The sequence below is a fragment of the Streptomyces sp. NPDC098781 genome, from assembly GCF_044759995.1.
GTDB lineage: Bacteria > Actinomycetota > Actinomycetes > Streptomycetales > Streptomycetaceae > Streptomyces.
On the sequence record NZ_JBIWAK010000017.1, the window covers coordinates 16837 to 38316 of the forward strand.

Below are 21480 nucleotides of genomic sequence, written 5' to 3' on the forward strand. Positions count from 1 at the left end.
CGACGAGCCACGGGGGGCAGTTGTGCCGTCTGACTTCATGGACTCAGATCCCGCGGTCCTCAAGACCGAGGGCTTCCACATGTTCAACGTCGGCGTGGACTTCGCCAAGGCCGTGACGGCCCTGAGGTCCGGGCTGACCAAGCTCGAGGAGGGCGACACCCCGCCCTGGGGTGACGACGACATCGGCGAGAAGTTCGGCGTCGTCTACGAGGGTCTGCGCGACGGCATGTACGACTCGATGGGCAGCCTGGCGGAGCGGATCGCCGGGATGGGTGTCGCCTTCACCAAGATGGGCGTGGCGCACGAGCTGAACGAGGCCGAGCAGGACGCCATCTGGAAGGAGACGACGGCCCAGTACGACGGCCAGGTGAAGGTGCCGTCCGGAGTCGCCCACGCCAGGCTGCGGCCGCACGACCTCTGATCCGCGACGGGCACATACGGGGCGACCTACGCCAGTAGGGTGATAGGCGTTCGTCGTTCGCACGTCAGGAGAGGCCCAGCAGCATGACCGAGGCACAGGACAACGAGGTCGGGACGCAGGCCGAGGACACCAAGGCGCGCAAGGAACGGGAGCGGGACGAGCTGTACGCCCTCGACATCTCCGGGGTCGAGTGGCACTGCGCGCCCGGCACCGAGCAGGACGAGGAGCGGGTCGAGATCGCGTACCTGCCCGAGGGAGCCGTGGCGATGCGGTCCTCTCTCGATCCCGGGACCGTGCTGCGGTACACCGAGGCCGAGTGGACGGCGTTCGTGCTCGGGGCGCGGGACGGGGAGTTCGATCTGGAGCCGAGTTCGGGGAATGGGGGGTCGGCGGCGGAGTAGGCCGTCTCCCAGTTCTGCCGGGCGCCTAAGATCGGCGTCGTACGCGAACGGATCGGTGCCGTACGCGAAGGCATCCGCGACGGTGGAGGACACGGGGACCCATGACCGGCTCGACCGAGGACTACGCACCGCACCCCCACATAGGCGGCCGGGTTGCCGCCCTGCGCGCGCTCACCGCGTGGCGCGGGGCCGCGCCCGGTGCCCCACGCGTGGTCGTGCTCACCGGTGGCTCCGGCAGCGGGTGTTCGCGCCTGCTCACCGGGTTCCTGATGCTGTGCGAACCGGAGTACCGCAAGCAGCTGCCGTTGGCCGAGATGGATCCGTCGACCGTACCGCCGGATCTGCCGCCCCCCGCCGTACCGGCTCCCGAAGGGCTGACCGCGGCCCAGGTGCTCTGGCTGCTCGCCGACCACTACGAACTCACCGCCACCAGCACCGAGGGAGTGTTCGCCGAACTGGCCGCCCGCGACGAGCCGGTGACCGTCGTCGTCCCGGACGTCGACCGCGCCGGTCCTGTTCGGGCCGCTGACGAGCCCGCCCGCCTCGTACGGGAGGTGCTGGCTCCGCTGGCCGCCACCGGGACGGTGCGGCTGCTGGCCGAGGTGCCGCGTCCGCTGGCCGCCGAGCTGGCCGATGGGCTGCCGCCCGGCACGGTGCAGGTCATCGATCTCGACGAGCCGGAGTGGGCCGACCCCGAGGGCCTGGTGCTGCATGCCCAGGCCGCGCTGAACCCGGAGTTCGGGGCCCCCGAGCTGCCGTTCACGGTGGACCCCGCGGCCCGCCTCGCCCTGGGAGCGGCCATCGGCTCCCGCGCCGGGACCAGTCCCCTGGTCGTTCAACTCGCCGTCCACTGCACCCTGATGGCACCGGAGGGCTTCGACCCGGCCGACGAGAGCCACCTGCCGACGTCGGTCGGCGAGGCCCTCGACCTGCACGCCCGGCGGCTCGGTACCGACCCGCAGACGCTACGGCTGCTGCTGGCGCCCCTCGCCCTGGCGGAGGCGGACGGCATACCGGTCCAGCTGTGGTCGCCGCTGGCGAGCGCGGTCGCGGGGCGGGACATGAGCCAGGTGATCGCGGACGGGATGCTGCTCGCCGGGCCCTTCGTACAGCCCGAGGAGCAGGAAGCGGAGGGGGCGGAAGGCGGACGCACGCTACTGCGGCTGCTGCACACGGCCATCGGTGCCGAGATCCGCGCCGGCCTGCCGAACGTCCGGGCCGCTCAGTCACAGATCGCGATGGCGCTGCTGGAGTCCGTGCCGGAACAGGACTGGAGCAGGGCCGACCCGTATGTGCGCGACCACATCGCCGGCCACACGCTGGAGGCGGGACTGCTGCCCCAACTCCTCACGGACCCGGGGCTGTTCGTCCACGCCGACCCGGTGCCACTGCGCGCCGCCGTCGAGGCCGTGCCGGTCGAGGAGCTCGACGCGCCCGCCCGTACGTATCTGCGTACGGCGCCTGTGCTGACCCGTACCCAGGCACCCGTGGTGTTGCGCGCGGCGCTGCTGGAGACGGCATTCGTCGAGGACGGGCTGCCGGAGTACGCCGAGGCCATCCACGGTCGGCTCGGCATCGAGCTGCCCTGGCAGACACTGTGGAGCCTGCCCGTCCCCGGGATCAGCGCCGTGACCGTCGGCAGTCTGCCTCGTCCGGAGGGGCCGGCCACCCCTGTCGCCGTCCTCGTCGTGCCGGCGAGCACGCCCGGTGCGCGGGCCGTCGAGGAGGGGTCCACTTCCGCGGTGCTCGTTCATGGCCTGGTACAGCCTGATCACCTCGGCGACACCGACCCCGCGGAGATTCTGCGCCCCTCCGAGGACGAGCGGACCGCTGCCCCACTGGGGCTGAGCCGTGGCGGCGACTACCTGCGCGTCTGGGATCGGGCCAGTCAGGAGGTCGTCGCCGCGCTGATCTCCGACACGCCCTTCACCGCGGCCGACCTCTCCCCCGACGGCATCCTGCTCGTCGCCACCGAGCGCGGGGCGAAGGCCCTCCGCATCCCGCCGGCGGCCGCGGGGATAGCCTCGTAGGTACGTCCGTCCCTCCCCCTTGCCTTGCCCCCTCTCCCCCTGATCATTCGAAGGAGCCTCCCCGTGACCAGCCAGGAGCAGGCGCTCGCCATCGCCGACCGTTGGCTCAACCCGGAAGGCTCGACGGAGCCGCGCCGCGAGGTCCGGACGCAGGAGTTCGACCTGGGCTGGGTCGTGTGGGCGGCACCGGCGGAGCCCGAGCGTGACCCGGTGACCGGGGAGCGTCGGCCGCCCGCCGAGATCGGCAACGCGTGCGGGGTCGTGGACCGCCGTACCGGCGAGCTGACCGTCTGGCCGTCGGTGCCGGTCGACGAGGTCGTCCGGATGTACCGGCAGAAGCACGGCGACGCCGGAGCGCAGGAGGGCGCCCGTCCGGTCACCGGCCCCGGCAACACCGCCGTCTTCACCTACGTCGACCCGGCGAACGGCGAGGAGACCACCCTCTTCCGCACGTCCGCCCCGGGCCTGCCGCCCGCCGAGTACCAGGCGTGGGCCGAGTTGCGGCGGATGAACGTGCCCGTCGACAATGTCGTGGCCGTCCACACCGACCTGCGTCCGAGCCTGCTCCCCGGCGGTTACACGGCCGAACTCCTCAATTCCTTCCCCAACGCCCAGCTCTCCTGCTCACAGTCCTACGGAGCCCGTCCCGAGGCGCGCGCGGAGGGCGTAGCGGCGCTGGTCGAGCAGGTCGAGACGATGCACCGGATCGCCGGCCAGCAGCCGCCGCCCCGCCCGCACCGCATGCCGGTCCCCGCGCAGGTGACTCCCGCCGAGCCCCTACGGGACGTGGCCCTCGGCCGGCATCTCGTCGAGGTCTTCGGAGAGGACGGCGTACGTCGCTTCGACGCGGACGACATCGCTCAGAGCACGCTGCCCGAGGCTGCCGGGGCGACGCTCACCTGGGCGGGGCTTCCCGTCGACCTCCCGCTCTTCTTCACCGCCGACCGGCCCGACGCCCCTCCGGCGGGCGGACTGTTCACCGACGTCGCGACGAATCTGCGCGAGCGGCGCAGCCCTGCCGGTGAGGAGAAGATCGGGGCCCTGGCGCACCTGGCCCGGATCGGCTTCGACGGTGTCGCAGTCATCGCGGTGCAGTGCCTGCCGGGGGCGGGGCAGCCCGACGGACTCGGTGCGGTCTGGGCGGTGGATCCGGTCACGGCCACCTCCCGGTACGTCAACGCCTCGGTCGGCGCCTTCGTCCGCTCCCTGGCGCTGCTCGCCGCCGTACGGCAGCGGATGCAGGGCGTGGATCCGGTGGCGGCGGGTGAGGAAGTGGCCGCGCTCCAGGAGCAGTTGGTGGCGATGGACCCGTCGGCGCTGGGGAATGCCGAGACCTGGTGGTCGCTGGTCGTCGAGCAGATGTGGCACGGGTTGTTCTGACCCGGTCCGCTGTGCCGTCATCCCCACCGAGAGATCGAGGAGAGCGAGCCGTGACCTCGGACGACCCGGCACCGCCAACCTCCTCGGAGCAGGCCCTCGCCATCGTGCGCGGCCGGTACGCACAGCCCCGCCTGCCGGACGGCACTCCCGCGGAGATGCGTGTCGAGGAGTTCGACATCGGCTACCTGGTGTACGCGGTGTTCCCGCCCGTCACAGACGCCGCGGGCCGACCGCGGCCCGCCTCGCCCGGGGGCAGCAAGATCGTGGTCGCCAAGGAGACCGGTGAGACCGCGACCGTGCCCAACTACCCGAGCGAGGCGGCCATCGCGCTGTATCGCAGGGAACGCCGGTCGTGAGCCGTATGCCGTACGCGTGATCAGTACAGCGAGAATCCCCCGCTGTGCCGGCCCTGGTTCTTCTTCCCGGACTGCCCACCCTCGCCCTCCGAGCGCCGCGGCTCGGAGGGACCGGAAGCCCGGTCACCGCCGTCGAGCGGCTCCCCGTGCCTGATCTGATCGCGCTCCTCCTCCGAGAGCGACTCCCACTGACCGCGCAGGGAGGCCATGCCTCCGCCCAGGGCTCGGGCCACGGCAGGGTCGTCCAAGGCATCGCGCAGGGCCAGGCGGCCGGAGAGCAGCCTCTTGGCCGCCTCCTGCATGTCCTTGCTGACGCCGTCGGTCTCGGTCAGCTTGCGCAGGGAGGAGTTCAGGGAACGAATCTGCTCCGGTTCGAGTGCCTCGTCCAGCACACCGCGCTCCTGCGAAGCGCCCTGCGGGTTGGGTGAGTTCTCGGGCTTCCTGGTCATGTGCAACCCCTCTTCCGGTGCTTCAGGTGTCGAGAGTGGAGGAGACCCGGGCCGCGGCCCCGTTGAGGTCGGAGGGTAGTCTGCGCCGGTCAACTTCGCGTTGATCTCTCTTCGTTCAGTCAACCACGGGGTCTTGCAGGCATGTCGACGCCTCCACCGCAGTACCAGAATCAGCCGCCTTACGGTCAGCAGCCGCCTCCCTATGGGCAGCAGCAGCCGTACGGTCATCCACAACAGCCGTACGGGTACCCGCAGCAGTCGTACGGAGGGCCGCAGCAGCCGTACGGAGGACCGCAGCCTCCTCGCGGGCCGCAGCGCCCGCAGCCCGGAGCGCTGGGCCGGGCCTTGAAGTCCGCCGTCATCGTGATCGCGGTGTTCGGCGCCGTGGGCTACTGGGTCTGGGACTACAACACCAGCCCGACCGGCGGAAAGGCGAAGGCGGAGGCGTCGGCATCTGCGGCTGCCGAGGAGGCCGAGACGCACGACCCCGAGATCGGCGACTGCGTCAAGGTCGCGGACCCCCAGGGTGAGCCGCTGCCGACGGTCGTCGACTGCGGCTCACCCGAGGCCGAGTACAAGACCGGTGCCCTGCTGCCCGGCCAGGACCAGGAATGCGGGGCGGAGTACGACTACGGCATCCAGTACCGGAACAGCCGGGGCTTCGACTACACGTTGTGCTTCACCAAGGTGTAAGTACTCGAAGGGCCCGTCCGGCCCCCGCGGTTCGCTGACCGGAACCGAGTGAGTCCCGGAATCGCGTGAGTCAGGGCAGCGCATCCGCCAGCGACGCACCCGCCGCCGCCAGAATGATCGCCATCATGGCCCAGCGGGTGCGTGCGCGCCGCGCCAACTCCATGCTGAGGGCGGCGGAAACGAGGCTCACGACGTACAACACGGTCCCCACGCCCGCGAGCTCACCGCTGTTGAGACGTCCCACGAGCACGACGAGACAGACCAGCGCCACCAATGCCCCGGCGGCCATGAGGCCACCACGAGCGCTCCGCGCCTGCTGCGACCGCTGTCTCGCGATCCCCGGATCCGGTTGAGCCGGGAATCTCGCCCTGAGTTCGTCCATGCCGGGTGGGACCGGTTGGTTCTCGCCCTCTCGCACCTGCGTCTGTACCTGTTCCCCGCCGCGTTCCGGGCCGTGCGTCGTCATGAGCAGGCAGCGTAGGTCAATTCGCTAAGCTCACGCACCATGTTGCCTTCGCACACCCCCTCCCCCGCGCCCGACGCCGTGGTCATACGAACCGGCCGCCGCGGCGCCATGACCGGGCTCCCCTGCTCCGTGCTGCTCGTCGCAGTGGGCGCAATCGGCGTCCTCGGTGTCGTTGTGGTTGCTACCGGGAAGGGGGAAGCAGACCCGTCCAAGCTTGTCGGCTTCGTGTTCCTGTTGCTGATCGGTGCACTCGGCGTGTTCCTCTTCATCGTCAACTGGTCGAACCGCCGCACCCGGGTCCTCGTCGACACCACCGGCCTGTGGGTGGACAACGGAAAGCTCCGGAACGTCATCCCCTGGCAGGTTCTCGGCGGCGTCGGCCTGTACTGGAGCAGGTTCGGCCGGAGCCGGAAGGTCTACTCCCTGGAACTGTTTCCCGTCGGCCCCATCGACCGGGACGACCCCGTCCTGTGGACCCTCGTCCGCGACGAGGAGCCGTTGCACCCCGACCTGCCCGGCCTGCGCTACCGCCTGCCCTTCCCGGCACCCTGCCGGCAGGAGTTGGTCACGGCCGTCCAGCAGCACGTCCCGCACATCTGGCTCGGCGAGACCGAGCGTGCGGAGGGCCACGTCGGCCGACCCGACATCAAGGGACACCGAGAGCGCACCCAGGGCCGTACACACTGAACGGCTCTCGTCGCGAGCGGACCCTCCGTGCAACAGCGGCGACCTGCAACGGACTTGTGACAGCAAACACCTGAAGTCGCCGGTAGATGAGTCCGTAAACTTTGCGGACGGCTGTACTCCTGTGTGATTTCCCTTGTCGGGTGAGGGAGCTGTACGGCCGTGCTGTCTGACGGGGGTGCTTTCTGCTGTGGCGATGATGTTGCCGGACGAGCTCGAGTGGGTTCTCGAGATGCTGGGCTACAGGTGGCCGACGGCGAACGAGGACAAGCTCAGAGACTGTGCCACCGTGTGGCGGCAGTTCGGCGAGCAGGTGAACGGGCTGCACACCAAGGCGAACGCGAGCGCCCGCCAGGTGATCGAGCACAACGCCGGTGATTCGATCGACAAGTTCACCAAGACGTACCAGAAGTTCGACGGCGGTGGCGGCGACGGTTACCTCACCAGCGCCGCCGAGGCCGCGTTCCTCATCGCGAACGTGCTGGAGGCCTGCGCCTACCTCGTCGAGTTCGCCAAGTGGGCGGTGATCGCACAGCTGATCGCCCTGGCCATCGAGATCGTCGCCGCCCACGCCGCCGCACCCTTCACCTTCGGCCTGTCCGAGGTCGCCGGCCTCGGCGCCACACAGGTGACCCGGCTGATCGTGCGCCGCCTCCTCGACGAGCTCAAACAGGCGATGATCGAAGCGCTCGTGGAGACGCTCAAAGAGCCCGCGATCTCGGCCATCGAGGCGATCATCACCGACCTCATCCGGCAGACGGTCAACGTCGGCTTCGGCGCCCAGGAGGGCTACAACGTCGGCGCCACCCTCAAGGCCGGCGGCCAGGCAGGCCTCGACGCCCTGAGGCAGAGCCCGCAGACCTTCGCGGAGGGCGTGCGCGACAGCCTGGGACAGAAGGCGGGCAGCCGGGCGCGGAACGCGATCGACAGCCGTATCGACGGGTACGACGGATCGGGGCTGTCCGGAAGCGACATCGGCAGTGAGAGCGGCGGCGACGCCGGCTCGGATGCCTCCAAGTCCTCCTCATCGCCTGACTCTTCGTCGTCGGACTCCTCGTCATCCAGTTCGTCGTCGTCTGATTCGTCGTCTTCGTCTGACTCTTCCTCCTCCAACTCTTCGTCTTCCGATGCGAGTTCGGCGGGATCGGACTCCTCCACCTCGACGCGTTCGGGCAACGGCAGCATCCCCGGCGCGAACATAGGCAGCGGCATATCCGCCGACACCGGCGGCAACGACATCGGCGGCCCCAACGTCGGTGCGGGCCCCGACTCCGGCTCCGGGCCGGGGTCCGATTCCGGGAACCCCTCCTCCTCGGACTCGCCGTACGCGAGGCCGACGCAATCGCCGTCGGGGTCGTCCCTGTCGGACTTCGACGACCCCTCGCCGGGCGGCCCCTCGTCGAACGGTTCCGACTCCAACGGTTCGTCCAGCACTCCGAGCACGTCCGGCCCTTCGCACTCCGGCGGCTCGTCCGTGTCCGGCCTGTCGTCCCCCAGCCCACACGCCACGCCCACGCCGGCATCCGCTTCGTCCGGCGGTACGTCGTCCTCGCCGGGGAGCGGCTCGATCGGCACCCAGATCGACGGCCTGGCCGCGAGCACGCCGACGCAGTCCAACGCGGCACCGACGCCGACGAGCACCGACGCGTCTCCCTCCGGTTCCGGTGGCCGTGCGGACGGCGGCTCGGCCATCCCGACCTCGCCCACGGCGCCGTCCACCGGAGGTGCGGCGGCTCCGGGTGGGGCGGCTCCGGGTGGGCACCACAGCGCGGGTGCCTCCGGCGGCAGTCCGTCGGCCACGAGTCCGAATCCCAGCTCCGGTCCGGCGAGGAATCCTTCCGCCGGTACGCCCTCCGCCACGGGGACTGGCCCCGCGTCCACACCGAGCCCAACTTCGCCGACGGCGCCTCGCAGTACGCCGACGCCGACGGCGGACGGGCGGGTACCCGGTGCGGTGGACGGGCGTACCCCGGGTACACCGGGCGGCCGCCCTTCGGGCACGCCGGACGGTCGAATACCCGGTACGTCGGACGGACGCACACCTGGCACGCCGGACGGTCGAATACCGACGCAGCGCACACCTGGGAGCACGACGCCGGGTGACGGGACCGCAACCCGCAACGCCCCCGGGAACACAAACCCGGGCGACCGCTCCACGCCCGGCAGGACCGCGCCCGGCACGACGCCGGGCAACAGCACGCCTGGCACGACGCCCGGCGACCGTACGCCGCCCCGCAACACCGGGGACCCGACCACCGGGGCCAGGAGCAACGCGCCGGGGCAGAACCCGAGCACGGCCACCCCCGGCCAGAACACGGGTACGGCCAGCCCGAACCAGAACCCGGCCCAGTCGACTGCCCCCAGGACCGCATCGCCGTCCACCAGCACCCCGGCGTCGACTCCCTCTCCCTCGGCCGGCACCGACCCCGGACGCGCCTCGACACCGGGCAGCAGCACCCCGAACTCCTCCCCTCAGCACAGCCCCACCTCGCAGGGCACGGCCGGCACCCCGGGCACTCCCAACCAGCCGAGCGCCGGTTCAACTCCCAACAGGCCGCCCCACCAGCCCCCGGGCAGCACGCCGAACACCCCGAACCAGCCTGGCGCACAGCCCCACACCCAACAGCCCCCGGCGAACACCCCGAACCAGCAACAGCAGCCCCCGGTCACCCCGGTCCCGATCCACCACGTGACCCAGGCGCCGAACAACCAACCCCAGCAGTCCGCCTCACAGCCCCCGGACTCCACCCCCAACCAGCAGAACCCCTCGGACAACCCAAGGCCGAAGGAGACTCCGACCCCGGCCTCGGAGACCCGCAACACCAACCCCCCGGGCGGTGTCACCGACCCCACCAGGGCAGAACAGGACGCCCTGGAGAACTCGGTCCCCCGAGACGAGAACGGCGACCCCACCCGGCCGCCGGACCCGGAGGACGGCCGCTGGGTCGAGCGCATCAACGGCGAAGGCCGAGACGCCCCGGGCCGCAATAACAACTGCGCCGACGTGGCCCTGTCCACGGTGGACACCTACGCGGGCAACCCCACGGCAGCGGCCAGCCGTACGCCGGACCTGGACGCGGACGGCAACCCCTCGGACCGCGGCGAGAAGGGCGGCCGCGACCGCATCGAGAACACGCTGGGCGCCCGCTTCAGCGACATGGGCAACGGTCGCGACGCCTTCACCCGCCTGGAGAACACCCTGCGCGACAGCGGCCACGGCTCACAGGCCGTGATCATCACGCAGGACGCCAACGGACGGGCTCACGCGTGGAACGCCGTCAACCACAACGGCAAGATCACCTACATCGACGCCCAGACGGGGCAGAAGAGCTCGAAGCCGCTGCACAGGGGGGACAACGGGGTTTTCGCGATTCCGTTGGACTCGAATCGGCAGCCGGTGTCACCGAGCACGAATGGCAACACATCCCGTCCCGACAATGCTCGCACTCCTGACCGCGAGGCACCGAACAGCCCTGGTGGAGGCGACCGCCGGCCACCGGATGATCCCGCTGGGACCACCGAGGAAGACCCCCGCCCGCATCCCGAGCGGGAGAGCCCAGACCAGCGGCACAGTCGGCAGCCCCCTGACGAGAAACAGGCCGAGCTGCGCAGGACCAACCCCGTCTACCGCATCGAGCACGACGTCGTCGATCAGCGGATGCGCACCTGGGCCAACGACGGAAACCTCGCCGAGGCGCTCAGGATCGCGGCCGGCGATTCCCCTCACCCCGATGGAAAGGACGCACAGAACCCCAGGGTTCTCACTGACCGGCAGTTGCGGGACGTACTTCCTGGTTTTGATCAGCTGAATCGTGGCGAGCGTATGGCAGTGATCTCCACGCTTGCCCGACTGAGTCACACGTTCCACCAGGAGTACGGCGTTACGTCGAATCCCGTGCAGACGGACGGTAAGTCCCGAGGCGGAGAAATGCACGAGAATCGCGGTCCAGATTTCGCCAAGGCCCTGCTGGCCGAGGTCAGTAACCCCTCGGAGAACGTCGGAAAGCACACTCCTGACCTGACCGGACGCAACTACGCGGTGCTTGAGACCGTCGACTCAAACGGCAATGTCAGGTATGTGGTGGATTCCAGCGAGGGGCAGGGCGGGAGTCACTCCGAGCGAAGTCTCCTCAATTGGATGGATCAGGCAAACAAGGGCGACGAGAAATTTACGGTTACTGGCCTGTACACCGAACGGGAACCTTGCGGTGACAGGAAGGGAGCCCTAGGTGCAGAAAAGAACTGCTCGAAGCTCCTGTCCGACAGACTCAAGGGCGTCCCGGTGTACTACAGCACCACCTACCGAGCTCACGAGGCTGCCATTGATGAGCGGACACGTCGGGGCAACGAGCTACGACGGGAGGAGAAGAAGGAACAAAAGGTAACGAAGCTCGACAGGGCGACGCGGGAAGCGATCAACGCTGAGGTGCGTGAGCTCGTGCAGTCCGACGCCGAGCGTGAGATGGAGGAGCAGTTCCAGGCCCGGACGAAGCTAGCCCAAGAGCTCTGGCTGAAGATCGCCGAACAAGTGTAGGAAACGCGCAGGTAGGCTGCCCGGAGAGGGGACCCCTCCGGCACCTTGAGAGGACGTCATGGCTCCAAACCCCACCGGTTCCGCATCGTCCGCAGACGAGTGTTTTTCCCGAATTCAATCGTGGTGGCACGAGGGTGGCCCTCAGCGATCGGTGGAGATCCTCGGAACTTCCGGGACCGGCAAGACCGATGTCCTGCTGCGACTGCGAGACGCGCTGCCCGACCCCGTGTGGGTTGACGCCACCGGGCTCACCGCCGAGGAGATCCTCGGGAAGATCCTCGATGCCTTTGAGGTACCCGACCAATGGTCCCGGCGGGTGGATTGGGTGTGGGAGCTCAAGCGTGCGGGAGTGGGCAGCAGACCTCTCCTCATCGCCAACTCGCAACGGGCCGGGCGTACTCGTCGGTCCATCCAGCCCAGCCGGGTCATCAAGCGGGTGCTTGGCCCGTTGGTGATGGAGGCGGGAGCCAGGGTGATAGTCGAATCGCGCCCAGAGGACCGTTGGCTGCGGGACTGGCTGACTCTCCATCCGGAAGCCTCCGTGGCCCCGCCCCCAGGCCTCGCTGTTGCACGCAACCAGCCGGCTCTACGTGCGCTCGCGTTCGCCGAGTTGCGTTGGACGCCCTTCCGTGTGTGGTCGGCATTGGTGCGAGCCGTCGACGACGAAGGAATGGATGAGGACGTCCTGACCGCCCTGGTCCAGGAACTGCCTGACCTTGTCGAAGCCGTCGAGGGCCGGGTCCGATTCGTCGATGAGCGGATCGCAGATGCGCTGCGGCAGGAAACCGCACCTTCGGACAGGCGGCAGATTCACACACGTTTGACGAGTCAAGTGCTCTCTCTGACCGAGCAGTTGTCCCCCGTGGAAGGCTGGGCAGCAAGCGGACCCGTTGGGCACTACATCGCTCATGCCCTACCCGTGCATGCACTACAGGCTGACAACCTTGACGAAATCCAAGGTGAAGGAAGCCTGGTCGCACACCTCGACCCGGCAGCGCTCCTAGACGCGGCGAATCAGCAGACACCAGCGATCCCCAACGAAACTCTCGTCGGCGACGCAGCAGCGCTGTGGGTGGGGGGTGTGGGTTCTGTCAGTCAGCCTGAATGGGCGGCCTGGCTCCATCTCATGGCCACCGCGCGCGGTGATGCTCAATCTGCGCAGGCACTGGAGAGCTCAGGCGTCGAATTGCCGTGGCGCACACGATGGGCGCACTGGCGCCCACCATACGGCTGGCGCAAGACGTACCTCCGGGCCTGCTCATTGACGGAGATCACCGAAGTCGAGGTGGGCGGGCGCGCCGCCGTGGCGGGCAAAGGTCGATGGGACCGGCGCTTCCGGCTGTGGGACGCCGAGTCGGGTGCCCTCATCGCCGGGCCGTGGAGCGACGGAGTGCCGGAGGCAGGACAGTCGGAGCCGCTCTGGCCGCGAGGTCGGGACAATCAACTGGCCCAGCCGTGGGCGGAGTTGAACGCGTTCGGCAGCAGTCTCGCCAGCCCTCAGTTCACCGAGGTCCTGCGAGTGGGTGAGGGTGTCGTCCTGGCCGGGATCGGCGGGATGGTGATGGTCGATCCGCGCGAACCGGGCACGTTCGATCAGCCGGAACGCACCTATGGAGCAGCGCTGCTCGGCCACTTCGGACTGGTCGACAACGACGCGCAGGACTTCTGGGAAGAGCCGGATCGCACGGTTCTCGAGGAGCTCTTCGAGCCGCAGGCAGTTCAGCGACTCGGCATGACGGAGCTGCCGCCAGGGCTGCGGAACGAGGGTGCCCGGCACCTGCTCGCGGAAGTCGGCCTGCCCACTTTCACCGGTGCTGAGATGAGTCTCGTGGCCGTTGCCGACGAGGGACTCACCGAGCTGACGGCGGAGGAGGTGTGGGGAGAAGACGACGGCAGCGGCGCGTACTACCAGCTCGGAACCTGGCTGAAGGGCCGCATCGTCCTCGACGGCGACGGTGGCACCGTCTATCGACTCCCCATGGAGGGCGACGAGGAGGACTCCGATCCCGAGGTAGCCGCAAGCCTGGAACAGTTCGTGACCATGCTCCAGAACTACATTCTGGGGCGTTGCCTGCTGCCCATGGCTTCGAGCCGCACGGAACGCGAGGACATCCGGGACGAGATCGAAAACATCCTGACCGCGATCGACGAGGACGGCGGAACGTCTCAAGCCTGGACACACACGCTCTACGACAACGGCTGAAGCTTCGTCGGCTGCTTACGCCTGTGCCCATGCCCAAAAACCCTGTGCGGAATGGACGTGCCGCGTGAGTGCCACCGCACATCTCGAAGAAGTCACAGCAGAACTCGCGCTGAACCGTGCACTGCGGTGGATCGACCGGCCTCGCGACACCAGCGCCTGGCTGTGGATCGGCGGGCGTGCGGGCAGTGGCAGAACGGCGTTGCTGCGCGAGGTCGTTGCCCGCCACCCGGCCGCCGCCCACGTCGACTGCGCCGGCAGGTCCGCGGAAGAGGTGGCCTGGGACGTGGCGACGGCCCTGGGCATCGCCGCCACCGACTCCTTCGACGACGACATCGCCGCCGTAGCAGGCCGGATCAGCGACGACCCCGTGGTCGTACTCGCGAATACACAGTGGGCGGGCCGGTTGCGCACCTCCCGCGAACCGGAGCGTGTGTTCGATCAGGTGGCTCGGGCGCTGATCACGTTCCATCGACGCGGGCTGCGGATGCGCTTGCTGGCCGAAGTCGACGATGCCCCGCGCAGTGCCGAGGAGTTGGGCGGACGGCATCTGACCCTGCGCGGGGGCTTCGAGAGCATGCCGGCCTTCGCGGAGCCGGGCGAGGATGAGGCCTTGTCGTCCGCCCTCCGTGCGCTGGCGTTGGCCGAGCACCGATTCGTTCCCGTGCCCGTGTGGTCCCTCCTCTGCTCCGCCCTCGGTGCGGACGTCCCGGAGCCCAGGCTCGACTCGCTGCTCGGCGGTCCTGCGGCCGCGACCTGGATTCACCGGACGGACGACGGGACAGGCACTCCCCTGGTGTCCTTCAAGCAGGAGGCAGCGGCCCGGCAACTGCGCACGCAGATGCCGGCCGAGGAGGTCAGGACCTGGCACGGGCGCGCGGTCGCCGCGCTGTCGGCGGTAGACGCGTCTGAGGCGACGCGCTGGTACGCCGAGCGCGCCCTGGCCGGTCATGCTGCGGCTGCCGGCCAGTTCGAGGCATTCCTCAATGACACTGCGGCAGTCGCCGGGGTCGGTCACGAGTCGCTCTTCGAGGCGTTCGAGGCCGCGTTCCATGGACAGCCCATTCCGCAGGGGAGTGCCGGGGCCCGCCTTCACTACCTGGCGCGCCGGGGTGTTCGGCCTTCGTCCCAGGGTGAGTGGCTGGCGCTGTTGCACCTGACCCTGATGCAGGCCGGGCCGACGGAGGAAGCAGCCGCCGATCGGCTCCTGTCGGCGGCCGGGCCCATGGTCCTGCCGTGGCGGACGCTCTGGGCCGAAGGCGTCGGTGCAGGCATGTTCAGCACGGACGCACTGGTCAAGCGCGCGATCGTTCGGACGCTCCGGATCGTGCACACCCCGACCGAGGACCTGGTCACAGCCCGCACTCGCCGCGACCATATCGGCACGTGGGACCTGGCCACGGGCGCGCCCCGAACCGAGCCCGGTGAGGCCGCGGACGCATCCGGCACCCCGCAGGCGGATCAGGGGCCCCGAGGGTGGCGCCCTGACGGGGCCGCCGGTGGCGAAGTGGATCTGCCCCGCATGCCCGCGTACATCCGACGGGGCGTGCGCTCGGGTCATCGCATCGCTCTGGCCTCCATGGACGGCGTGTGCGTGGTCGAGATCAATGAGAGCGCCGGACAGGAAGCCGCGCCGGGGCTCCTCAAGCGTCTGGTGGGCACCGGCACCGCGCTCGCGCCAGCGGACTTGCCGGCCCTGGCCCTGGCGCCCACGACCGATTGGCTGACGGACATCTTGGGGGCCTCGGCGGTCAAACAGTTCCCGCGAGAGACCCTGCCGCCCGCCCTGTCCGACTTCGGCGCGCGTGAATTCCTCTCCACAGTTGGCTTCCCCTGTGTCACCGGCTTCCTCGAACTCGACACCACCGGCCTCGCGGACACGGGTCTGCGCCCCGTTGCCGAACCCGTCGGCAAGCCGGCCGAGGCGGAGTCCACGTACTTCTCCCTCGGCAGCTGGCAAGGGGCGCGCCTCCTGCTCGACGGTCGTGACGGGAGGGTCCTTCAGGACGGTTCGTCGGGGATCGGCGACGCGCTGGCCGGAAGCAGTCTCGGCCAGTTCGCGGCGATGGTCCGCCTCTACTACTGGTGGTTCGCCTCCGACTGGTCGATCGAGGACACGGAGTCGGATGTACGTCACTGGCTGAACCTCATCGATCCCCAGGCCTACCAGACACAGGGCTGGCAAAGGGTCTTCGAGGACTACAACTTCGACGACCGAGTCTGACGGAGCGGGGCCGCGATCCGGTAAGTCGTGGACACGGCACGGCCCCCACCAGTGGAACGAGCAGGTCGATGGTGCCGCCGCCGGCCGAGGAGCGCTGCGTGCGGTGGCCGTGATGGATGGGGTTGCGCGGTGCGCGCTGTTGGCCATTCCCCTTGCGGTGCCCAGCACCCGTACGGGTCAAGCCGCTGCCCACGCGCGGCCATTCGCACGTCCCGGCTTCGCGGGACAGGCACCCCGAGCAGCCGCCTTTGCCGATCACCCACCGTCGTAAATGATGATCCACATGCCTGAGAACCCCGACCTCCCCTTCACAGCTGAGCTCCTCGAGACCTGGAGCCGCGTTGGAGCGGATACGACCCCCCTCGAAGCCGACCCTCTCGTGCTCGACTGCGCACACCGCCTCACCGCCGACTCCGGCAGCGACAGGGCGTACGTGTGGATAGCCGGCCTGGCGAGGATGGTGCGGTACCTCGCCGCACAGCCCACGCCCGAAGTCGAACGAGTGGCGGTCGAGGCGCTGCTGGCCACCGCGGCTGCCGTCGGCGAACACAGCTGCGAGCACGAAAGCCACCCGTACGAGGAGGCCTTGGGCGAGCAGGCCGAGGACGACCCGGCGTGGTCAGGGCTGCCCACCGGATATCTGTTCGCCGATTCGCCGGAACGCCCCGACCACGACGCCGATCGGTGCCCCGCCAACATCGCCGGCATCGCCCGTGTCACCGCCGACACGATCCGCCCCTTCTCGGCCGACGGCATACCCGCGGTCGTACCGGAGGACCACACCTCATCGGCGGAGAGCCTCTCCTCGATCCTGTCCGACTACCCCGATTCGGACCCCGACGCCGAGCTAGAGGCGAACGCGGGGGCCGATACCTGGCTCGCCACCAAAGGCGCCCGCGCCGGCTACGTCATCACACAGCACGCGAGTTGCTGGTACGCCGTCTACCGGGTCACGGAACGGTCGGTCTACGACGCGATGATCGACGGCCTCGAGGCGGTGCTGCCGAGGCTGGGGGACTCGGCGACCTGCGCCCACAATGACGACGAGCATCCGGACCCGGAGTTCGAGTCCGCCGACATCGCCGACATCGGTTTCCGGCTGCGCAGCCCAGGAGGCCGCGCGGATCTCCGGTACATGCTCGACGAGTACCCGCCCGAAGCCTGGCTGTGCCCGCGCTACCTGCGGGGCCTCGCCGACGAGGCACTCGCGGAGCTACGTGCCGCCCATGCCTCGAAGTTCGGCAGTCGTGACACCAGCGCCCTGGACGCGGCCTACGTACGTCCCGACGGGCGCCTCGACATCGACAAGCTGACCACTCGGGTCATCAACGGCGACGAATTCGACACGGAGTCGGAGAGCATCGCTGTGTGGGCCGCCCGCAGACACCCAACGACGGACGATCCGCGGGAACGACTCGTACTCCTGCTGCTCGACCTCTGGATCGCCCAAGTCCGCGACCTGCCCTACGGCGTCGGCAGCGAGGTGCGCGGATTGCTCAGCGCTGTCGACCCCGCGCCGCTCGACTCGGACTGTGCGCATGGCGACGACCACCCCGGCGAACGCCTCAGGCGCTGGGACCGGCGAGAGTTCGCAACGCACGTCCGGCACCTGTACGCGGGCGCCACGTTCCCAGCCCCCGAGAGCAACTGGTCGGCCGACGTGTGGGGTTGTCCACGCTTCCTCGCTCTCTGGGCGCGCGATCTCATCCTGGAAATGGACGACGAGTACCAGTGGATGGACGCGGAGGACGACGACGAGGAGAGCGTGTACAGCGGCGAGGAGTGACATGCCTCTGACGCGGCCCGGCACGCACGTTCGGAGCCGGGCCGGACCGGGCTGCTGCTTCTGGCGCTCAACACCTTTCACGCCACCCCCTCCGGCCCCGACACCCCTCTCCCGATCCCACTGATAACTTGCTGTTCTTACTTGTTCACTCAGTGGGAATTCGATGAGCCAACCGCCTTTCCAGCCGCCGCCGTTCCAGCCACCACCGCAGCCGGGGCAGCCGCCCCAGCCAGGGCAACCGCCCGCGCCGCCCCAGTACAGCCCCAACAACCCGTACGCCCAGCCGGCCCCACCGCAACAGCCACCGGGGTTCGGTCCGCCGGCCACCCCTGGGCAGCCGCCGATGCAGCCGATGTACCCGATGCACGGCGCACCACCGTTCCAGGCGCCGCACTTCGGGCAGCGGCCGAGCACCAGTGGTCATCCGGTGGGCGCGGTCTTCCTCGGCTTCTTCGCGTCGCTCATCGTCTCGATGCTGTACAGCGGCCTGATCCTGGCCACGTACAAGGACATGACGGTCACGATGGCCAACTCGTTCTACCTGGGCCACGCGCTGATCAACGGCGCGATAGTCGGCTGCCTGATCGGCCTCGTGGGGCACCGCAACACCGGCGCCCACGTCAGCGGTGCCGTGATCGCCGCGCTCGGCGCCTTCTTCGGCTACACCAACGCCTTCCCGCTGATCATCGCCGACGGTCAATCACCGGCGGCCATCGGCGACATGATGCAGCTCGACCCGTTCATCCCGGCCAAGGCCTGGTGGAACAACGAAACGGAAGGCGGGGTCGACTGGTTCTCCCCGCTCGGGCTCCTGCTCGCAGCGGCAGCCGCGTGGGGACTGGCGTATCTGATCGGCCGGAGCCGTCGCCAGGCGTGACGTGCCAACAGGCCTGACGCACCATCATTCTGTGACGTGCGTGCGTGCCATCGGGTGCGGTCGGTCCCGGGCTCCGGCCTGGTGCCCGGCCGGTCACCTGATTCGGTCCCTACGGCGCGATCGGCTCCGGTCATCCGGAAAGTTCCGACCGCCGGGCTCCCGGCCGCAGCCGGAAACCAGTCACTGCCCGTGCCGGGCCCGGCTCGTACGGATCACGACCCGAACCAGCCCCGGCCCGTTTAGATCAAGTAGCGACCCGAACCAGCCCCGGCCCGGACAGATCAAGTAGCGACCGAACCGATCACGGCCGGACCACTCCCGAAGCAACCCGCCCCGCCTCACCGGAACGCAGGACTGTCGCCAAGTCCCGCCAGCGCGGCCCCGATACAGGCGACCATCATCGCCCACCGCGTGTGACCGATCCGCGCGAGCACAAAGCCCCAGCCGCCGAGGACGAAACCCATGGCATACGTGCCGACCCAGACACCCAACGCGTCGCCCTGACCCAGGCGTACGACTCCGAGGACCAGGCAGACGACGGCGACCAGCCCGGCGAACGCGGCGTAGGCACCGCGCGCCTTCCGCACATCACGCTGCCGGCTCTCCGCGAGCTCCGGCTGTCCCTGCGTCTGGAACTGAGCCCGCAACTCCTCCTGGGGCGCCACCGAAGACCGCGGCCCTCCGTGGGCTCCCCGTGTCTCGTCCGGCCTGTCCTCCGCGTCACCGTAACCCGTAGTCATGGCAGTGGAGCCTATCGGTCACGGCCCCACGACCTCACGGCCGCCCCAGCGGCCGTACGGACAGCGCTACGCGCCCTCGAGTGATGCCAGTACGAATGTCAGCGGCAGCGTGCCGACGGCCAGGGCGAGCGCCGACGCCGCCATCCCGGCGCGGATCTCCTGCTTGCCCCGGACCCCCAAGTACGCCGCGATCAGCGGCAGGACGGCGCACAGCAGGAGGCTGTAGTGCCAGCCCTCTTCCGTGATGAAGAAGACCATGGCGGCCAAGCAGACCGGCACCGAGCTGACGCTCAGCATGCGGGAGCGCGAGAGGAAGAGCTCGAGACCGTCAGCCCCACCGAAGAAACTCATGACCTGGCCACTCCGCTCCGCTCAGACCGCCGCATGGTCGTACCCACCTGTACCCACCTGCGGAAAACCGTCCGCCGCCGAGAACCCGTTCACGGCCGCCGACATGACCACGCCGAGGGCGGCCAGCGCCGACGCGAACGTGTCGAACGCCTTGGCTGCCTCGGCCCACATCTGCATGAGCCGGATGGCCTGCGCCGCGGCCAGCGCGAACATGGCGATCGACGCGGCCTGCCCGCCGACCGGGATCGCGTTCACGGCCTGCGCCGCGAGCAGGTTCACCAGCCAGATGACGAGCAGATCGCAGAACATCACCAGGAACGACTTGAGGAATTCCGCGAACTGGAACGCCATCTGCGCCGCCTGCGCGTAGCAGCTCTGGAGAGACTTGAAGGTCTCCTTGATCTCCTCGAGTTTCTTGGTGAACTCCTCGAAGTACACGGTCGCGGCGTTCGCGGCGTTGCCGTCCCAGCTCAGGCCGACGTTCTGACTGCCCTTGCGCACATTGGCGGAGACGGCGTCGCAGAAGGACGCGAGATTGCCCCATACGTCCGAGCAGTCGTTGTACTTGTTCCAGTCCCCGAACACCCAGTTCGTCACCTCGGCGAAGGGGTCGAAGTCGAAGAGCAGCTTGGACGCCTCCACGGCCATCGCCGAGGGGCTGCCCAGGTCGAGGAAGCTGCCCAGCGTCTTCTGCACGGGGTTCATCTGGTACTCGTCCGCGTGACCGGACGCGTACTTGACAATGGGGTTGGTGGGATCGCCCGGCGGCTTCAGCACGTCCACGGCGTCACTGGCGTCGGAGAAGTCCTGCGGGTCCCCGCCGGAACCGCCGCCCGACACCTTGGAACCCGGGTAGGTGGCGTCGAGCTTGGCCGCCTCGCCGCTGTCGGTCTCCCGGTAGTACTTGGCGGTGCCGGTCAGCTCCTTCTCGGACGCCTCCAGAAGCCCCTTGACCTTGTCCAGGGCCTTCTTGGCCTCGGTGACGTACTTGTCGTGGTCACCCGCGACGAGGTCCCAGGCCTCTCCGCCCGCGGACTTGTCGATCTGGGCGTGATTGCCGGTGTACGAGACCGCCTGCGCACTGCCGTCCGCGGCACGCCCCACGAGCTTCGAGAAGCCGTCGATCGCGCCGGGTTCTACACGAAAGTTCACATCTCCCCCATTGCCTGCTTCGGATCAACGGCCGCCGCATCGACCGCGGCATACCGCGGCATTCGACCGGCCCCACGCCACGGCTCACGACAGCTCAGCGGCCGGCACGCGTGTGCCTCAGTACAAGGACCAGCCACGCCCGTCGTGCCTGGACGGGCCGGACCGGTTCTCGGACTCGGCGCGACGCTCCTCGTCGAGCTGCCGTCGCTGTTCCTCGAGTCGGCGCTCCCCGTCCGCGGCGAGCGCCTCACGCTCGCTGTCGGACATGGCGGCCCACTTCTCGGCGAGCGGAGCCGACTGGGTCACGGCTTCCTCGGCGTAGGCGGACACGTCGGCCGCCTCACGCAGCCCCATGCGACCGGAGAGAACCTCCTGGGCCATCTCCTTCAACGCCGGACCACCCAGCCCTGAGGCGAGATGTTCCAGCGACTGGCGCAGCACCTTGGCCTGGGCCGCGTCCTGCTGGGTCATCTCCAGGAACTCGGAGTCGTCTACGCGCTTGTCCGAACTGTTGGCGGCGCTGTCCAAGGGATTACCTCATTGGGAGGTTCGGTGGGTCTCGACCGGCGTGAACCTACCAACGCACGCGCGAACGCTTCAACACACGGCCGGCGAGGGAAACGTGTGGAGAAGCCGTATCGTCCCTGCTCTCTTGTGAATTGAGCAGGAGGCGAGTGGGCGTGAAGGTTCCGAGGAGAATGGCGCTCCAGGGAGAGAATTCAGCAGATAGCGCGCC

21 protein-coding genes are annotated in these 21480 nt (G+C 69.2%); 13 read left to right on the top strand and 8 right to left on the bottom strand.

Annotation, left to right across the window (positions count from 1 at the left end):
* The first annotated feature begins 37 nt into the window (after window positions 1–37).
* The 5 genes from ACIQWG_RS39885 to ACIQWG_RS39905 all read left to right on the top strand — a co-directional run bounded on the left by ACIQWG_RS39885 (window position 38) and on the right by ACIQWG_RS39905 (window position 4588).
* Window positions 38–421, top strand: a complete 384-nt coding sequence (locus ACIQWG_RS39885) for a hypothetical protein (protein WP_404105773.1) — start codon at window positions 38–40, stop codon at window positions 419–421.
* An 83-nt stretch (window positions 422–504) separates the two neighbouring features.
* Complete coding sequence (locus tag ACIQWG_RS39890) at window positions 505–822, top strand: DUF397 domain-containing protein (RefSeq protein ID WP_404105775.1); 318 nt, start codon at window positions 505–507, stop codon at window positions 820–822.
* Window positions 823–923: 101 nt separating this feature from the next.
* Window positions 924–2852: an ATP-binding protein gene (locus tag ACIQWG_RS39895; RefSeq protein WP_404105776.1), complete on the top strand. Its 1929-nt coding sequence runs from the start codon at window positions 924–926 to the stop codon at window positions 2850–2852.
* 63 nt (window positions 2853–2915) lie between these two features.
* A complete protein-coding gene (locus tag ACIQWG_RS39900; protein WP_404105779.1) occupies window positions 2916–4232 on the top strand; it encodes an SUKH-4 family immunity protein in 1317 nt (438 codons plus the stop codon).
* Window positions 4233–4282: 50 nt separating this feature from the next.
* Entirely contained in the window at window positions 4283–4588 is a 306-nt protein-coding gene (locus tag ACIQWG_RS39905) for a hypothetical protein (protein ID WP_404105782.1), read from the top strand.
* 20 nt (window positions 4589–4608) lie between these two features.
* Here ACIQWG_RS39905 and ACIQWG_RS39910 read toward each other — a convergent pair whose 3' ends face one another.
* The gene (locus tag ACIQWG_RS39910) at window positions 4609–5037 is read right to left on the bottom strand and encodes a hypothetical protein (protein WP_404105784.1); all 429 of its coding nucleotides are present in this window, start codon (window positions 5035–5037) and stop codon (window positions 4609–4611) included.
* A 202-nt stretch (window positions 5038–5239) separates the two neighbouring features.
* On the opposite strand from ACIQWG_RS39910, the gene ACIQWG_RS39915 reads away from it, so the two are divergent.
* Both ACIQWG_RS39915 and ACIQWG_RS39920 read left to right on the top strand, forming a co-directional pair.
* Window positions 5240–5386: a hypothetical protein gene (locus tag ACIQWG_RS39915; protein ID WP_404105787.1), complete on the top strand. Its 147-nt coding sequence runs from the start codon at window positions 5240–5242 to the stop codon at window positions 5384–5386.
* Window positions 5383–5730 carry a hypothetical protein gene (locus ACIQWG_RS39920; RefSeq protein WP_404105789.1) on the top strand — a complete coding sequence of 116 codons (348 nt, stop codon included), beginning with the start codon at window positions 5383–5385 and terminating at the stop codon, window positions 5728–5730. Before ACIQWG_RS39915 ends, ACIQWG_RS39920 begins: the two co-directional genes overlap by 4 nt.
* Before the next feature lie 70 nt (window positions 5731–5800).
* Here ACIQWG_RS39920 and ACIQWG_RS39925 read toward each other — a convergent pair whose 3' ends face one another.
* Window positions 5801–6196 (bottom strand): hypothetical protein, encoded by a 396-nt coding sequence (locus tag ACIQWG_RS39925; RefSeq protein WP_404105792.1) that lies wholly within the window; start codon window positions 6194–6196, stop codon window positions 5801–5803.
* Window positions 6197–6235: 39 nt separating this feature from the next.
* On the opposite strand from ACIQWG_RS39925, the gene ACIQWG_RS39930 reads away from it, so the two are divergent.
* A complete protein-coding gene (locus tag ACIQWG_RS39930) occupies window positions 6236–6883 on the top strand; it encodes a hypothetical protein (RefSeq protein WP_404105795.1) in 648 nt (215 codons plus the stop codon).
* Window positions 6884–7375: 492 nt separating this feature from the next.
* Here ACIQWG_RS39930 and ACIQWG_RS39935 read toward each other — a convergent pair whose 3' ends face one another.
* The gene (locus tag ACIQWG_RS39935) at window positions 7376–7630 is read right to left on the bottom strand and encodes a hypothetical protein (RefSeq protein ID WP_404105799.1); all 255 of its coding nucleotides are present in this window, start codon (window positions 7628–7630) and stop codon (window positions 7376–7378) included.
* 39 nt (window positions 7631–7669) lie between these two features.
* Window positions 7670–8521 carry a hypothetical protein gene (locus ACIQWG_RS39940; protein WP_404105802.1) on the bottom strand — a complete coding sequence of 284 codons (852 nt, stop codon included), beginning with the start codon at window positions 8519–8521 and terminating at the stop codon, window positions 7670–7672.
* A gap of 1048 nt (window positions 8522–9569) precedes the next feature.
* Here ACIQWG_RS39940 and ACIQWG_RS39945 point away from each other — a divergent pair.
* The 5 genes from ACIQWG_RS39945 (at window position 9570) to ACIQWG_RS39965 (ending at window position 18501) form a co-directional block, all read left to right on the top strand.
* A complete protein-coding gene (locus ACIQWG_RS39945) occupies window positions 9570–11414 on the top strand; it encodes a toxin glutamine deamidase domain-containing protein (RefSeq protein WP_404105805.1) in 1845 nt (614 codons plus the stop codon).
* 151 nt (window positions 11415–11565) lie between these two features.
* Window positions 11566–13617: an SUKH-4 family immunity protein gene (locus ACIQWG_RS39950; protein WP_404105809.1), complete on the top strand. Its 2052-nt coding sequence runs from the start codon at window positions 11566–11568 to the stop codon at window positions 13615–13617.
* Window positions 13618–13681: 64 nt separating this feature from the next.
* Window positions 13682–15838, top strand: a complete 2157-nt coding sequence (locus ACIQWG_RS39955; RefSeq protein WP_404105812.1) for an SUKH-4 family immunity protein — start codon at window positions 13682–13684, stop codon at window positions 15836–15838.
* 283 nt (window positions 15839–16121) lie between these two features.
* Window positions 16122–17624: a hypothetical protein gene (locus tag ACIQWG_RS39960; protein WP_404105815.1), complete on the top strand. Its 1503-nt coding sequence runs from the start codon at window positions 16122–16124 to the stop codon at window positions 17622–17624.
* A 343-nt stretch (window positions 17625–17967) separates the two neighbouring features.
* Entirely contained in the window at window positions 17968–18501 is a 534-nt protein-coding gene (locus ACIQWG_RS39965; RefSeq protein WP_404105817.1) for a hypothetical protein, read from the top strand.
* 338 nt (window positions 18502–18839) lie between these two features.
* Here the strand turns inward: ACIQWG_RS39965 and ACIQWG_RS39970 are convergent, their stop codons facing one another.
* From ACIQWG_RS39970 to ACIQWG_RS39985, 4 genes are all read right to left on the bottom strand, one after another.
* Window positions 18840–19241, bottom strand: a complete 402-nt coding sequence (locus ACIQWG_RS39970) for a hypothetical protein (protein ID WP_404105820.1) — start codon at window positions 19239–19241, stop codon at window positions 18840–18842.
* Between the two features lie 66 nt (window positions 19242–19307).
* Complete coding sequence (locus tag ACIQWG_RS39975) at window positions 19308–19592, bottom strand: hypothetical protein (protein WP_404105822.1); 285 nt, start codon at window positions 19590–19592, stop codon at window positions 19308–19310.
* A 21-nt stretch (window positions 19593–19613) separates the two neighbouring features.
* Complete coding sequence (locus tag ACIQWG_RS39980) at window positions 19614–20744, bottom strand: hypothetical protein (RefSeq protein WP_404105824.1); 1131 nt, start codon at window positions 20742–20744, stop codon at window positions 19614–19616.
* A 117-nt stretch (window positions 20745–20861) separates the two neighbouring features.
* Complete coding sequence (locus ACIQWG_RS39985; RefSeq protein WP_404105827.1) at window positions 20862–21272, bottom strand: hypothetical protein; 411 nt, start codon at window positions 21270–21272, stop codon at window positions 20862–20864.
* Between the last annotated feature and the right edge of the window lie 208 nt (window positions 21273–21480).